We start from the raw sequence: 14405 nt of genomic DNA on the forward strand, positions 1-14405 counted from the left end.
CTGGACGGGCCCCGTGCCCCTCCGTCCTACGCCTGCCCGACTCCGGGCGCCATCGGGCGGACACGAACAATCCGCAACGTATCCGGCGGATTCGGCCGAGGGCGGCCCCGGACGGCTCGGCCGCCGTCACCGTGCGCAGGCCTGCCGGGCGTTGATCGGCGCCGGCACGATCCCGGCCGGCCGGACGTCAACCGCCCCGCAGGAGAACCCGGTCCTCGCCCGTGCCCGGACAACCCGTCGGCGCCACAGCCGTGTTGCGCCCGGCGCGGCCGGCCCGGACCTGGGAGCCGGCCGGGTGAACGCGCGTGGCCCGCACCCCCGGCCGGGAGTGCGGGCCACGCCCACGTACGCGTGGGCCCTACGGAAGGTTCCGCGCCATCACGATCCGCTGAACCTGGTTCGTGCCCTCATAAATCTGCGTGATCTTCGCGTCGCGCATCATGCGCTCCACCGGGTAGTCACGGGTGTAGCCGTAGCCGCCGAGCAGCTGGACCGCGTCCGTGGTGACCTCCATCGCCACGTCCGAGGCGAAGCACTTGGCCGCCGCGCCCTGGAAGGTGAGGTCCTTGTCGCCGCGCTGGGACTTCGCCGCCGCGGCGTACGTCAGCTGGCGGGCGGCCTCGATCTTCATGGCCATGTCGGCGAGCATGAACTGGATGCCCTGGAAGTCGGCGATCGGCTTGCCGAACTGCTTGCGCTCCTGGACGTAGCCCTTGGCGTAGTCGAGCGCGCCCTGGGCGATACCGAGGGCCTGGGCCGCGATGGTGATGCGGGTGTGGTCCAGGGTCTTCATCGCCGTGGCGAAGCCCGTGCCCTCCTCTCCGATCATGCGGTCGGCCGGGATACGGACGTTGTCGAGGTAGACCTCACGGGTCGGGGAGCCCTTGATGCCGAGCTTCTTCTCCGGGGCGCCGAAGGAGACGCCGTCGTCCGACTTCTCGACGACGAAGGCCGAGATGCCCTTCGAGCGCTTGCTGGGGTCGGTCACTGCCATCACCGTGTAGAACTCGGACTCGCCGGCGTTGGTGATCCAGCGCTTCACGCCGTTCAGGACGTAGGTGTCGCCTTCGCGGACCGCCTTCGTCTTCATGCCGGCCGCGTCCGAGCCGGCGTCCGGCTCGGAGAGGCAGTACGAGAACATGCCCTCGCCCCTGGCGAGCGGGGCCATGTACTTCTTCTTCAGCTCCTCGGAGCCGGACAGGATCACCGGCAGCGAGCCCAGCTTGTTCACGGCCGGGATGAGGGAGGAGCTGGCACACACGCGGGCCACCTCCTCGATCACGATCACGGTCGCCAGCGCGTCCGCGCCCGAGCCGCCGTACTCCTCGGGCACGTGCACCGCGTGCAGGTCGTTCGCGACCAGGGCCTCCAGGGCCTCCTGCGGGAAGCGGGCCTCCTCGTCCACCGCGGCCGCGTACGGCGCGATCTTCGCCTCGGCCAGCGAACGGATCGCGTCGCGGAGCATGTCGTGCTCCTCGGACGGGCGGTACAGGTCGAAGTCAGCCGATCCGGCCAAGGTCTCTCACGCTCCAAGGACGCTTCTGACGCACCGTGGTGACGCCGCTAATTACCGTTAAGTAACTCAAATTTTAGGGGGCGGCCCACGGGAGTGATACGTGAGCTTGGCGACAGCGGGAAAACTGCCCGGCGCAGGCCCGTTTCAGGCCACGACTATGCTCGTCCCGCGCACCCCCACGATGTACCCCAGGAGCATTCATGAGCCTCAAGATCACCGTGATCGGCACCGGCTACCTCGGCGCCACACACGCCGCGGCCATGGCCGAGCTCGGGTTCGAGGTACTGGGGCTCGACGTCGTGCCGGAGAAGATCGAGACGCTCCAGCGGGGCGAGGTCCCGATGTACGAGCCCGGCCTTGAGGAGCTGCTCAGGAAGCACGTCGCCGGGATCGAGGGGTCGAGCGGGCGGCTGCGGTTCACCATGGACTTCGCCGAGGTCGCGGCCTTCGGTGACGTGCACTTCGTGTGCGTGAACACGCCGCAGCGGCACGGGGAGTACGCGGCCGACATGTCGTACGTCGACGCCGCCATAGCCTCCCTCGCCCCGCACCTCACCGGTCCCGCCCTGGTCGTCGGCAAGTCGACCGTGCCGGTCGGTTCCGCCGACCGGCTCGCCGCCTACCTCGCCGAGCACGCGCCGGCCGGGGCGGACGCGGAGCTGGCCTGGAACCCGGAGTTCCTGCGGGAGGGCTTCGCGGTGCAGGACACGCTGCACCCGGACCGGCTGGTGGCGGGTGTGCGCAGCGAGCGGGCGGAGAAGCTGCTGCGCGAGGTGTACGCGACGCCGGTCTCCGAGGGGACGCCGTTCGTCGTCACCGACTTCCCCACCGCCGAGCTGGTGAAGACGTCCGCGAACTCGTTCCTGGCCACCAAGATCTCCTTCATCAACGCGATGGCCGAGGTGTGCGAGGCCGCGGACGGCGATGTCGCCAAGCTGGCCGAGGCGATCGGGTACGACGACCGGATCGGGAAGAAGTTCCTGCGGGCCGGTATCGGCTTCGGGGGTGGCTGTCTGCCGAAGGACATCCGGGCCTTCATGGCGCGCGCCGGTGAGCTGGGGGCCGACCAGGCGCTGACCTTCCTGCGCGAGATCGACTCGATCAACATGCGGCAGCGCGGGCAGATGGTGGAGCTGGCGCGGCAGGTGCTCGGCGGCGGGCCCTTCCTGGGCAAGCGGGTCGCGGTGCTCGGCGCGACCTTCAAGCCCGACTCGGACGACGTACGGGACTCCCCCGCACTGAACGTGGCCGGGCAGATCCACCTCCAGGGCGGCCAGGTGACCGTCTACGACCCCAAGGGCATGGACAACGCACGCCGCCTCTTCCCTACGCTCGGCTACGCCGACACCGCGACAGCAGCCGTGCGGGGCGCCGATGTCGTACTGCACCTGACGGAGTGGCGAGAGTTCCGCGAGCTGGACCCGGCGGAGCTCGGCGCGGTCGCGGCGGACCGGGTGATCCTGGACGGGCGCAACGCCCTCGACCCTGAGCTGTGGCGCAAGGCCGGGTGGACGTACCGGGCGATGGGCCGCCCGACCGCCTAGAGTCAGTCGGCGCTTTCGGCGTGGGCGACGCCGGTTCGGCCGAGGCTCAGTCGGCCGAACCGGCGTCTGGTTGCATTCTGCACCACCGGCCCCGGCGCTGCGGGTGAACTACTTCGCCCGGTACCGGCGCATTTTCGCGCGCGCCCCGCACACCTGCATCGAGCACCAGCGCCCGCGGCCGGCCGGACTGCGGTCGTAGTACGCCCAGTGGCAGGTGACGGCCTCGCAGGCCTTCAGACGCAGCCAGGTTCCGGCGACGAGGGCCTCGGCGACGGCAGCGGCGACACGGGAACCAAGGGGGCGTACGTCGGCGGCGGTCAGTGCCGCCGAACCGTCGGCGGCGTCGACCGTCAGGCGCAGGGGCGCCGACGCCAGCAGGTCGTCCAGGGGCGTGACCCGGGCGTGGGGCGGGTGGCCCGCGTGGGCGAGCAGCACCGCGCGCAGGGACTCGCGCAGCTCGCGTGCGGCGGGGACCTCGTCCTCGGTGAGCCCGAACGGCAGGCGGCCGTCCGCCGTGTCCAGAGCGTCGGCCCCCGACTCGATGTCCAGCGTGTTCACCAGGGACTCGACCAGGACCAGGCCGCCCGGCGCGGCCGATCTCTCACTCATGCTTGCGACGTTACTCCCTATGGGGGAGTATGCAGTAACAGTTACTGGTTACAGGCCCCTATGGGTAACGTCGACCTGGAGGAGAAAGCCATGGCTCTCGCCAAGCTGGGTGCCGTCGTCCTGGACTGTCCCGACCCGAGCGCGCTGGCCGGTTTCTACGCCGGCGTGCTGGGCGGCACCGTCGAGGGCGAGGGCGACTGGGTGGATCTGAGGGTGCCCGGCGGACAGTCGCTGGCCTTCCAGTCCGCCTCCGGGTTCGTGGCGCCCGAGTGGCCCGCGCCCGACCGCTCGCAGCAGTTCCACCTTGACCTGACCGTCGACGACCTGGACGCGGCGGAGGCAGGCGTGCTGGCGCTGGGTGCCAAGCCGCTGGACACCGACGACCGCTCGCGCACCTGGCGGGTTTACGCGGATCCGGCAGGGCACCCGTTCTGCCTCTGTGCCTGCTGACCCGTCCCACCCCGTCCGTGCGCCTGAAGCTGTCCAGGCACCTGTCTCCGCCCCTGTCTCCCCGCTCGTCTTCGCATCTGTCCGCCCGTCCGCTGAACCAGGAGGACTCAATGTCCGTGGCCCGCTTCCGCTCCGTCGTCCTCGACTGCCCCGACCCGCGCGCACTCGCCCGCTTCTACGCGGGCGTCGTGGGCGGTACGCCCGAGGAGGAGGACGCCGACTGGGTCGTGCTCCACGTCCCGGGCGGGCCCCGGCTCGCCTTCCAGCGGGCGGAGGGCTTCACCCCGCCCGAGTGGCCGCGCGCGGACCGCAACTCGCAGCAGTTCCACCTCGACTTCGACGGCGGGTCGACCTGGGAGGAGATGGACGCGGCGCACGAGAGGGTGCTGGCCCTGGGCGCGCGGCCGCTGGATCTGGAGGACCGGGAGAAGAAGGACTTCCAGGTGTACGCCGATCCGGCCGGGCATCCCTTCTGCCTCTGCCGGATCGACAACCCGTAAGCAGCCTCCCCCGGTCACCCGTCCAGTTCCACGATCTTCGCCGTCGACGGCTCCCGGCGCTGCTGGGCCGCGCGGGCGGTGAAATCGCCGCTGCGCAGGACCCGCTGGACGTTTCCCCAGGTCAGCAGGGCGATGTCAGGCTCCGACCAGCCGCGGTGCAGCAGCTCGGCGATGAGGTACGGATAGCAGGAGGCGTCGCCGAGTTCCTGCGGGTGTGCGGTGCCGGCGTCGTAGGTGCCGGACAGGCCGACGCACGCCGGGCCCGCCACCTCGCGCACATGGTCGAGGTGGTCGGCGACGTCCCGGACGGACGGACCCGTCTGCTCCGGTGTGAGCGGCACCATGCACAGGCCCTTGGCGGCACCCAGCCCGGCGAGCAGGTCGTCGGGGAGGTTGGCCGGGTGGGGGCGCAGGGAGCGGGCGGCGGAGCGGGTGAACAGGACCGGCGCCCTGGAGACCGCAAGGACCCGGCGGACGGTGTCCGCGGAGGCGCCCGAGAGGTCGGGGAGCACGCCGACCCGGTTCATCTCGCGTACGACCTCCTCGCCGAACCGGGTGAGCCCGGCCTCGCTCGCCCAGGACACCCCGGACAGGGTGAGGACGCGCAGGCCGAGGGCGTGCAGGGCGCGCAGGATGCCGAGGGAGTCGCCGAGGGCGGCGGCCCCGGCGGGGCCGAGCAGGACGGCGATACGGCCGCAGTTGCGGGCGTCGGTGGCCTGCCCGGCGGTGCACACCAGGCGCAGGCCCTCGGGGTGGGTCCGTACGACGGTGTTCACCAGGTCAAGCTGCTCCAGGGTCGCGCCGACGGCCCGGTCCCCGACGATGCCCTCCGGCAGGTGCAGCGACCAGAACAGCGCACCGACGTGGCCCTCGCGCAGCCGTGGCACGTCCGTGTCGACGGAGGCCTCGCCCAGCTCCAGGTCGTACCAGGGCATATGCCTGAGCGCCCACGGCAGTCCGCTGTAGCCGTCGGCGACGGGATGGGCGGCGAGGATGGCGCGGGCGCGCTCCAGTGGGGCGCCGGCCGGGTCGGAGACCTGCGCGTAGGACTCGGCCTCGAAGGGATCCGGCAGGCCGTCGAGTTCGCTGGAGCTGTGCAGTTCGTCCTGGAGGTCTGCCATGGCGGGCTCCGTACGTCGTGAATCGTCCCCAAGGGGTACGGTCACCGTCGCACGGGGGCGCGGGGGGCTTCCTGGTGAGTGGGGCGTTCGGGGGACCGGACCGGACCGGCGCTCCTGGGCCGCCTCGATGACCTCGTCCAGGGTGTCCCGGGAGCGGACGAGGTCCGCGACCAGCCGCGGTGTGGCGATCGCCGGTGGCCCGCCGTCCCGGTCGCGCATGGTCGCGCATACCGGGCAGCAGCTGCCGTGGGCGGGGCCGACGGCTACGCCGGCCACCCCGCCCTCGCCGCTCGGCGGACTCAGCTCTCGGAGCCGTCCAGCGACTCGATCGTGGCGTTGGACGGCGAGCGGGTCCCCTGAAGGTCCCGCGCCACGTCCTGCGCCGCACCCAGCACCCGTACCGAGTTCTGCCAGGTCAGCTTGGCCAGGTCGGGCTTCGACCAGCCGCGGTCCAGCAGTTCGGCGATCAGGTTCGGATAGCCGGAGACATCGCTCAGACCGTCGGGTGTGAAGGCCGTGCCGTCGTAGTCGCCGCCGATGCCGAGGTGGTCGACGCCGGCGACCTCGCGCATGTGGTCGAGGTGGTCGGCGACCGTGGACACCGTGGCGACGGGGCGCGGGGTGCGCTCCTCGAAGGCGCGGTGCAGCTTCATCGCCTCCTCGCCGGTGTCCAGGTGGTGGAAGCCGTGGGCGCGCAGGTTCTCGTCGGCCGCGGCCGTCCAGTCCACGGCCGCCTGCAGCACGAACTTCGGCACGAACGTGACCATGGCCACGCCGCCGTTGCCCGGCAGGCGTTCCAGGACGTCGTCCGGGATGTTGCGCGGGTGGTCGCACACGGCCAGCGAGGAGGAGTGGGAGAAGATCACCGGCGCGGACGTGGCGTCCAGCGCGTCGCGCATCGTCGTCGCCGCGACGTGCGAGAGGTCGACGAGCATGCCGAGGCGGTTCATCTCCCGGACGACCTCACGGCCGAACGCGGACAGTCCGCCCACGCTCGGCTCGTCGGTCGCCGAGTCCGCCCACGGGTTGTTGTCGTTGTGGGTGAGCGTCATGTAGCGCACGCCCAGCTCGTACAGACCGCGCAGCGTGCCCAGCGAGCAGCCGATGGAGTGGCCGCCCTCCGCCCCCATGAGGGAGGCGATACGGCCCTCCCGGCGCGCCGACTCCATGTCCGCGGCCGTCAGCGCGGGCGCCAGGTCCGCCGGGTAGCGGGCCAGCAACTGCCGTACGCAGTCGATCTGTTCGAGCGTCGCGGGCACCGCGTCCGGCAGGTCCGAGCGGACGTACACCGACCAGTACTGCGCACCGACGCCGCCCTCGCGCAGGCGCGGGATGTCGGTGTGCAGATGGGCGTTCTGGTGCTGCGCGATGTCGCGGACGCCGAGGTCGTAGCCGACCTTGCGCAGCGCCCAGGGCAGATCGTTGTGGCCGTCGACGACCGGGAACTCGACGAGCAGGGCGCGGGCTTCCCTCAGAGAGGTCATCTGCGTCACTTCCCGAAGCCGAAACCGCCGCCGCTGTTGTCGACCTTGGCGCGCAGGCGCTTGCCCTTCTCCGTGGCCTGGTCGTTCAGTTCCTGCTGGAAGTCCCGCATGCGGACGAGGAGTTCCTCGTCGTGTGCGGCGAGGATGCGGGCCGCGAGGAGGCCGGCGTTGCGGGCGCCGGCGACGGAGACGGTGGCGACGGGCACGCCGGCCGGCATCTGCACGATCGACAGCAGGGAGTCCATGCCGTCCAGGTACTTCAGCGGCACGGGCACGCCGATCACCGGCAGCGGGGTCACGGAGGCGAGCATGCCCGGCAGATGGGCGGCGCCACCGGCCCCCGCGATGATCACCTTCAGACCCCGCTCGGCGGCCTGCTCGCCGTACGTGATCATCTCGCGCGGCATCCGGTGCGCGGAGACGACGTCGACCTCGTAGCCGATCTCGAACTCGTCGAGGGCCTGGGCGGCGGCCTCCATGACGGGCCAGTCGGAGTCCGACCCCATGACGATGCCTACAACGGGGCTCATCTCATTCTCCTTGCGTACCTCCTCGGCCTTGGCCGAGTGGTTTGGGTGGGTGCCCCGCCCATGCGCGGGAGCAGTTCATCAACGTTGCCGCAGGCGATGAAGCAGGAAGCGTCATGGCGCGAGCCGTGACAGGCCCTCCCGAAAGGGAGGAGCCGAGGTCATTCGGTGATCGTGCCTCTCAGGTAGCCGGCTGCGTGCCGTGCGCGCTCAAGGACGTCGTCCAGGTCCTCGCCGTAGGTGTTGACGTGGCCCACCTTGCGGCCCGGCTTCACGTCCTTGCCGTACATGTGGATCTTCAGCCTGGGGTCGCGGGCCATGCAGTGCAGATACGCGGAGTACATGTCCGGGTAGTCGCCGCCGAGGACGTTCACCATGACCGTCCACTTCGCGCGCGGGCGCGGGTCGCCGAGGGGGAGGTCGAGGACCGCGCGGACGTGGTTGGCGAACTGGGAGGTGATCGCCCCGTCCATCGACCAGTGGCCGGAGTTGTGCGGGCGCATCGCCAGCTCGTTGACGAGGATGCGGCCGTCGCGGGTCTGGAACAGCTCGACGGCGAGGTGGCCGACGACGTCCAGTTCCTTGGCGATGTTCAGGGCCATCCCCTCGGCCCGCAGGGCGAGGGACTCGTCCAGGTCCGGGGCGGGCGCGATGACCGTGTCGCAGACGCCGTTCACCTGCCGGGACTCGACCACCGGGTAGGCGACGGCCTGGCCGTGCGGGGAACGTACGACGTTCGCCGCCAGCTCCCGTACGTAGTCGACCTTCTCCTCGGCGAGGACCGGGACGCCGGCGCGGAACGGGTCGGCGGCCTCCTCTGCGGAGTCGACGACCCACACGCCCTTGCCGTCGTAGCCGCCGCGCACGGTCTTGAGCACGACGGGGAAGCCGTCGCCGTCGGCCGCGAACGCGGCGACGTCGTCCGGATCGCTCACGATCCGGTGCCGTGGGCAGGGAATGCCCAGGGCGTCGAGCTTCGCGCGCATCACGCCCTTGTCCTGGGCGTGCACGAGCGCGTCGGGGCCGGGGCGCACGGGGATACCGTCCGCCTCCAGGGCCCGTAGATGCTCGGTGGGTACGTGTTCGTGATCGAAGGTGATCACATCGCAGCCCCTCGCGAACGCGCGCAGCGTGTCGAGGTCGCGGTAGTCGCCGATGACGACATCGCCGACGACCTGCGCCGCGGAATCCTGAGGGGTGTCACTGAGGAGCTTGAACCTGATGCCGAACGGGATGCCTGACTCGTGTGTCATACGAGCGAGCTGGCCTCCGCCGACCATGCCGACTACCGGGAACGTCACGCCTCCAGGGTATCGGCCGCACCGGCAGGAGAGGTTTCCGGCCGTTGCCCGGGGCTCTTACCTGCCTCTTCCCGGACGTTTCCCCCTCTTCCCCTGCTCTTTCCAACCTGTTTCCGACCTGTGAGCTCATCCACAGGAGTTTATGAAGGGGGGTGGTTAGCATGGCTTGAGTTGACGAATACGACGACTACGACGACGCAGCCGATGCAGCCGACCCGGATGGGGGCCTTCAGGACCATGGACCAGGGTTCCTCCGGGCTGCGAAGGCTCGCACACGAGATCGCCAAGTTCGGTGCGGTGGGTGCTCTCGGCACCGTCGTGAACTTCGGCGTCTCCAACCTGCTGTGGCATCTGACCAGCCTGCAGGCGGTGCGCGCCAACGTGATCGCCACCGTCGTCGCCATCGGCGTCAACTACCTGGGCTTCCGCTACTTCACCTACCGGGACCGTGACAAGAGCGCGCGGACCAGGGAACTGTCGCTGTTCCTGGCCTTCAGCCTGGTCGGCCTGGTGATCGAGAACGGCGTCCTGTACGCCGCGATCTACGGCTTCGGCTGGGACAGCTCACTGCAGCGCAACATCTTCAAGGTCGTCGGCATCGGCCTGGGCACGCTGTTCCGGTTCTGGTCCTACCGCAGCTGGGTGTTCAAGGCCCTGCCGGCCCGGGATGCGCTCGCCGACGCGGAATCGTTCCTGGAGAAGGCCGGGGCCGAGCGGCCCAAGGCCGAGCAGCGCATCAGCTGAGCCGACCACACCCCGCCCGACTGTCCGAGCCCGGCTGTCGGAGCCCGGCTGTCGGACCGCCGGTTCCTCGTCCTGTCGGAACCCGGCTATCGGACCGTCGGTTCCTCGTCGTCGACCGGCGGGCGCTTCATCGGCGGCGTGCGGGACAGGAACAGTCCGAACACCGGCGGCTGCGTCTGCAGCATCTCCAGGCGTCCGCCGTCCGCCTCCGCCAGATCCCGGGCCACCGCCAGCCCGATGCCCGTCGAGTTCCGCCCGCTGATGGTGCGCTCGAAGATCCGCGCGCCGAGGTCCGCGGGCACGCCGGGTCCCTCGTCGGTCACCTCGACGACGGCCTGGTTGCCGGTCACGCGCGTACGCAGCGCCACCGTGCCGCCGCCGTGCATCAGCGAGTTCTCGATCAGCGCCGCCAGCACCTGCGCGACCGCGCCCGGCGTGCCGACCGCCTGCAGATGCCGCTTGCCCGAGCTGACGATCGCCCGCCCCGAGCTGCGGTAGGCGGGCCGCCACTCCGCGAGCTGCTGCTGGATGACCTCGTCGAGGTCGAAGGAGACGGCGTTGCCGGTGCGGGGGTCGCGGGAGTTGGTGAGGAGCCGTTCCACCACGTCCGTGAGCCGCTCGACCTGCGTGAGGGCGACGTTGGCCTCGTCCTTCACCGTGTCCGGGTCGTCGGTGAGGGTGATCTCCTCCAGCCGCATCGACAGCGCGGTCAGCGGCGTGCGCAGCTGATGGGAGGCGTCGGCGGCCAGGCGCCGTTCGGCGGTGAGCATGCGGCCGATGCGCTCGGCGGAGGAGTCCAGCACGTCGGCGACCCGGTCCAGCTCCGGGACGCCGTAGCGCTTGTGGCGGGGGCGCGGGTCGCCGGAGCCCAGCCGCTCGGCCGTCTCGGCGAGGTCGGTGAGCGGTGAGGCGAGCCGGTTGGCCTGGCGGATCGCCAGCAGGACGGCGGCCACCACGGCGAGCATCGCGACCAGCCCGATGATCAGCAGCGTCCGGCCGACCTCGCGGCTCACGGTGGAGCGCGGCTCCTCTACGAGGACCTGCTCGCCCTCCTCGCCGGTGGCCTGTCCGCGGATGGTGTCGCCCTCGGGCTCGGTGCCGAGCTCGATGGCGGCCTGCCCCGGGATCCGGATGACGGCGTACCGCTCCCCCGTGACCTGCTTCTTGAGGACGTCGGCGGTGACGGCTCCCGCCCCGATGAGCCGGCTGTCCACGATGCTGGCCAGTCGCTGCGCCTCGGAACTGACCCGTTCCTGGGCGCTGTTGCTGATGGTCCGCGTCTCGACGATGACGAGGGACACGCCGAAGACGGCGATCACGACGAGCACCACGGCGAGCGTGGACTGGATCAGTCGACGGCGCATGTCCTCTGTACCTGGGTCGGGCTACGGGTGGGGGTTCAGCTCTTCTCGAAGCGGAAACCCACGCCTCGTACCGTGGCGATGTACCGGGGGTTCGCCGCGTCGTCGCCCAGCTTCTTGCGCAGCCATGAGATGTGCATGTCGAGGGTCTTGGTCGACGACCACCAGGTGGTGTCCCAGACCTCGCGCATCAACTGGTCGCGGGTGACGACGCGTCCGGCGTCCCGCACGAGGACCCGCAGCAGGTCGAACTCCTTGGCGGTCAGCTGGAGTTCCTCGTCGCCCATCCACGCGCGGTGCGACTCCACGTCGATTCGCACTCCGTGCGTCGCGGGCGGCTGCGCCGGCTCCGCGGCGCCGCGCCGCAGCAGGGCGCGGACACGGGCGAGCAGTTCGGCGAGCCGGAAGGGCTTGGTGACGTAGTCGTCGGCGCCCGCGTCGAGACCGACGACGGTGTCCACCTCGTCGGCACGAGCGGTGAGGATGAGGACCGGCACGGTGTGCCCTTCGGCACGCAGTCGGCGGGCCACCTCCAGGCCGTCCATGCCGGGCAGACCGAGGTCCAGCACGACCAGGTCGATGCCGCCCTGTATTCCGGCGTCGAGTGCGGTGGGGCCGTCCTCGCGCACCTCGACCTCGTAGCCTTCCCGGCGCAGGGCGCGGGCCAGCGGCTCCGAGATGGACGCGTCGTCCTCGGCGAGCAGTACACGGGTCATGAGGTGATGGTAGTCCGCTCTTGACACGTGCTGGGGTGTGATCGGCACGGGTGATTCTTACCTTTGAGTGGATCGGGGCGAACCTGTGTCTGTGCGGTGCGATCGCGGTGGGGGCCTTGGAAAAGGTGTGTATGGTTCCACGATCACCTGTGATCCGCGTCTCAAGTCCTTCCATATCCGGCAGTGTCCTGCCGTATGGTGAAACAACGCCTGTAGCACTTCGAGGACCTTTGGCGACCATCTGACGCTGAAGGTCTCATTTGTGTGCGGTAAACCCCCACCAGCAAGGAACGACCATGGCGTCCAGCTTGACGAAGGACTCGGTTCGCCCGGGCACCCCCCCTTCCGGGAAGACCTTCTTCGGCCACCCTCGCGGCCTGGCCACCCTCTTCATGACCGAGATGTGGGAGCGTTTCTCCTACTACGGCATGAAGGCCCTGCTCCCGCTGTACCTGGTGGCCCCCGGCGGGCTGCACCTGAGCGCGGGCGCCGCGACGGCGATCTACTCGGTGTACCTGTCGCTCGTGTACCTGCTCACCCTGCCGGGCGGCTGGTTCGCGGACCGTGTGCTCGGCCCCCGCAAGACCGTCGCCATCGCCGGCGTGGTCATCATGCTGGGCCACCTCACCCTGGCCCTCCCGAGCGCCGGCACCTTCTACGCGGGTCTCGGTCTGGTCGCCATCGGTTCCGGTCTGCTGAAGGCCAACATCTCCACGATGGTCGGGCACCTCTACGACGGCCCACAGGACCCGCGCCGCGACGGTGGCTTCACGCTGTTCTACATCGGCATCAACCTGGGCGCCTTCGCCGCACCGCTGGTCATCGGCACCGTCGGTGAGAACGTCAACTGGCACCTGGGCTTCGCGCTGGCCGCTCTGGGCATGGCGCTGGGTCTGGCGCAGTTCCTGCTCGGCACCCGCCACCTGGACGCGCGCTCGGACCTCGTCCCGACGCCGCTGTCGGACGCCGAGAAGAAGGCCACGCTGACCAAGGCCGCCCTGTGGGCGGGCGTCGCGGCCGTCTTCTACGTGATCGTCGGCGTCTCCGGCGCCTACACGCTGAACTGGGTGCTGGTCCCGATCACGATCGCGGGTCTGCTCATCCCGGTCGTCGTGATCGCCCGCATCAAGCGGGACAAGGAACTGGACCGCGCCGAGCAGTCCAAGATGAGCGCGTACATCTGGTTCTTCGTCGCCGCCGCCGTGTTCTGGATGATCTACGACCAGGGCGGCTCGACCGTGTCGCTGTTCGCCGAGGCCTCGGCGAAGAACACGGTCTTCGGCTGGGAGTTCCCGGTCTCCTGGTACCAGTCGGTCAACCCGGTCATGATCATGGCGTTCGCGCCGGTCTTCGCCTGGGCGTGGCTGGCGCTGGCGCGGCGCGGCAAGGAGCCGAGCACCGCGGTGAAGTTCACCGGCGGTCTGGTCCTGATCGGTGCGTCCTTCTTCCTCTTCCTCGCCCCGCTCTCGATCGCCGACGGCGGTCACAAGGCCGCGGCGATGTGGCTGGTCGGCATCTACTTCGTGCAGACCGTCGGTGAGCTGATGCTCTCCCCGGTCGGCCTGTCGGTCACCACCAAGATGGCGCCCGCCAAGTACGCCTCCCAGATGATGGGTGTCTGGTTCCTGGCCGTCACCGCCGGTGACGCCACGACCGGTCTGCTGTCCATCGCGGGCGTCGACCTGAACAAGACGGGCATCGTGACCCTCCAGGCGGCGCTCGCGGTGATCGCCGGTGCCGCGGTGTGGATGTACCGCAAGAAGGTCAAGGAACTCATGGGCGACGTGCACTGACGTACACCCACGGCTTGACGGGAGGGCCGCCGCATCCACTGGGTGCGGCGGCCCTCCGGGTTTCTCCGCAGAGCCAGGTATTCACCTGTATTCTGACGCCATGGCTGACACCACCATCAAGATCAGTGACTCAATAAGGGATCGCCTGCGTACGCTCGCCGAGGAACGCGGTATGAGCACGCGCGCCTACGTCGAGCGGGTGGTCGCCGCTACCCCGACGGAGGAGGAGCGCGCGGAGCGCACGGCTCGCGCGATCGCCTACGTGCAGGCCAACCTGTGCGAGGACTTCACCGAGGCCGACGTTCGGGAAGCACAGGAATGGCGTGCGGCGATCGCGGCGGGGCAAGTAGGGGAACGCCGGTGATCATCCTGGACCACACGGCCGTACTGGCACTTTGCCGCGGCCACCGGCTGCTGTCCGGCCTTGCCGTCGTCGAGGTTGACGATCCCGACCAGCGCGCACACATTCCGGCGCTGTGCCTGGTGGCCGCGAGCCTTCAACTCCCGGGTGCCGCAGCACACGTCGGCGCGTTACCCGGCCTGGAGTTCCTGCCGCTCGACTTCGCCGGAGCCGCCTCGGTCGAGCAGGCGGTGGCTGCCGGCCTGGAGTGGACGTACGGACACGCCGTTCACGCGGCGGCCATGGGAGGCGTCGAGGGCCAGGTACTGACCTCCACGCCCGCTGTCTACGACGGTACGGGCGTGTGGGCCGTCGACATCGGCAAGCCCTGAGTTCCTC

General features: G+C 70.1%; 15 protein-coding genes. 7 read left to right on the plus strand and 8 right to left on the minus strand.

What is annotated here, in order from left to right:
• Positions 1–358 precede the first annotated feature (358 nt).
• Entirely contained in the window at positions 359–1516 is a 1158-nt protein-coding gene (locus OOK07_RS16920; protein ID WP_266681073.1) for an acyl-CoA dehydrogenase, read from the minus strand.
• Positions 1517–1716: 200 nt separating this feature from the next.
• On the opposite strand from OOK07_RS16920, the gene OOK07_RS16925 reads away from it, so the two are divergent.
• Positions 1717–3060 (plus strand): UDP-glucose dehydrogenase family protein, encoded by a 1344-nt coding sequence (locus tag OOK07_RS16925; protein WP_266681075.1) that lies wholly within the window; start codon positions 1717–1719, stop codon positions 3058–3060.
• A 108-nt stretch (positions 3061–3168) separates the two neighbouring features.
• Here the strand turns inward: OOK07_RS16925 and OOK07_RS16930 are convergent, their stop codons facing one another.
• Positions 3169–3669 carry a CGNR zinc finger domain-containing protein gene (locus OOK07_RS16930; RefSeq protein WP_266681077.1) on the minus strand — a complete coding sequence of 167 codons (501 nt, stop codon included), beginning with the start codon at positions 3667–3669 and terminating at the stop codon, positions 3169–3171.
• A 90-nt stretch (positions 3670–3759) separates the two neighbouring features.
• Between OOK07_RS16930 and OOK07_RS16935 the strand changes: the two genes are divergently transcribed.
• Both OOK07_RS16935 and OOK07_RS16940 read left to right on the plus strand, forming a co-directional pair.
• Positions 3760–4119, plus strand: a complete 360-nt coding sequence (locus tag OOK07_RS16935) for a VOC family protein (RefSeq protein ID WP_266681079.1) — start codon at positions 3760–3762, stop codon at positions 4117–4119.
• A 110-nt stretch (positions 4120–4229) separates the two neighbouring features.
• On the plus strand, positions 4230–4619 hold the full coding sequence (locus tag OOK07_RS16940) for a VOC family protein (RefSeq protein WP_266681081.1): 390 nt from the start codon (positions 4230–4232) through the stop codon (positions 4617–4619).
• 14 nt (positions 4620–4633) lie between these two features.
• On the opposite strand, the gene OOK07_RS16945 is transcribed toward OOK07_RS16940, so the two are convergent.
• The 4 genes from OOK07_RS16945 to OOK07_RS16960 form a co-directional block, all read right to left on the minus strand.
• The gene (locus tag OOK07_RS16945) at positions 4634–5740 is read right to left on the minus strand and encodes a dipeptidase (RefSeq protein WP_266797230.1); all 1107 of its coding nucleotides are present in this window, start codon (positions 5738–5740) and stop codon (positions 4634–4636) included.
• A gap of 299 nt (positions 5741–6039) precedes the next feature.
• On the minus strand, positions 6040–7224 hold the full coding sequence (locus OOK07_RS16950) for a dipeptidase (RefSeq protein WP_266797232.1): 1185 nt from the start codon (positions 7222–7224) through the stop codon (positions 6040–6042).
• A gap of 5 nt (positions 7225–7229) precedes the next feature.
• The gene (gene purE, locus OOK07_RS16955) at positions 7230–7754 is read right to left on the minus strand and encodes a 5-(carboxyamino)imidazole ribonucleotide mutase (protein ID WP_266681091.1); all 525 of its coding nucleotides are present in this window, start codon (positions 7752–7754) and stop codon (positions 7230–7232) included.
• A 158-nt stretch (positions 7755–7912) separates the two neighbouring features.
• On the minus strand, positions 7913–9052 hold the full coding sequence (locus tag OOK07_RS16960; RefSeq protein ID WP_266797234.1) for a 5-(carboxyamino)imidazole ribonucleotide synthase: 1140 nt from the start codon (positions 9050–9052) through the stop codon (positions 7913–7915).
• Positions 9053–9289: 237 nt separating this feature from the next.
• On the opposite strand from OOK07_RS16960, the gene OOK07_RS16965 reads away from it, so the two are divergent.
• Positions 9290–9796, plus strand: coding sequence for a GtrA family protein (locus OOK07_RS16965; RefSeq protein ID WP_266801964.1), 507 nt, complete (start codon positions 9290–9292; stop codon positions 9794–9796).
• 86 nt (positions 9797–9882) lie between these two features.
• Here the strand turns inward: OOK07_RS16965 and OOK07_RS16970 are convergent, their stop codons facing one another.
• Together OOK07_RS16970 and OOK07_RS16975 are read right to left on the minus strand one after the other, a co-directional pair.
• The gene (locus tag OOK07_RS16970) at positions 9883–11160 is read right to left on the minus strand and encodes a sensor histidine kinase (protein WP_266681095.1); all 1278 of its coding nucleotides are present in this window, start codon (positions 11158–11160) and stop codon (positions 9883–9885) included.
• A gap of 35 nt (positions 11161–11195) precedes the next feature.
• The gene (locus OOK07_RS16975) at positions 11196–11873 is read right to left on the minus strand and encodes a response regulator transcription factor (RefSeq protein ID WP_266681097.1); all 678 of its coding nucleotides are present in this window, start codon (positions 11871–11873) and stop codon (positions 11196–11198) included.
• A gap of 296 nt (positions 11874–12169) precedes the next feature.
• Here OOK07_RS16975 and OOK07_RS16980 point away from each other — a divergent pair, with 296 nt between their 5' ends.
• From OOK07_RS16980 to OOK07_RS16990, 3 genes are all read left to right on the plus strand, one after another.
• Positions 12170–13666 carry an oligopeptide:H+ symporter gene (locus tag OOK07_RS16980; protein ID WP_266797236.1) on the plus strand — a complete coding sequence of 499 codons (1497 nt, stop codon included), beginning with the start codon at positions 12170–12172 and terminating at the stop codon, positions 13664–13666.
• Between the two features lie 100 nt (positions 13667–13766).
• Positions 13767–14030, plus strand: a complete 264-nt coding sequence (locus OOK07_RS16985; protein ID WP_266681101.1) for a hypothetical protein — start codon at positions 13767–13769, stop codon at positions 14028–14030.
• Positions 14027–14398, plus strand: coding sequence for a PIN domain-containing protein (locus OOK07_RS16990; protein ID WP_266797238.1), 372 nt, complete (start codon positions 14027–14029; stop codon positions 14396–14398). Before OOK07_RS16985 ends, OOK07_RS16990 begins: the two co-directional genes overlap by 4 nt.
• Positions 14399–14405 lie beyond the last annotated feature (7 nt).

Source organism: Streptomyces sp. NBC_00078 (assembly GCF_026343335.1).
In the GTDB taxonomy this organism is placed as follows: Bacteria; Actinomycetota; Actinomycetes; order Streptomycetales; family Streptomycetaceae; genus Streptomyces.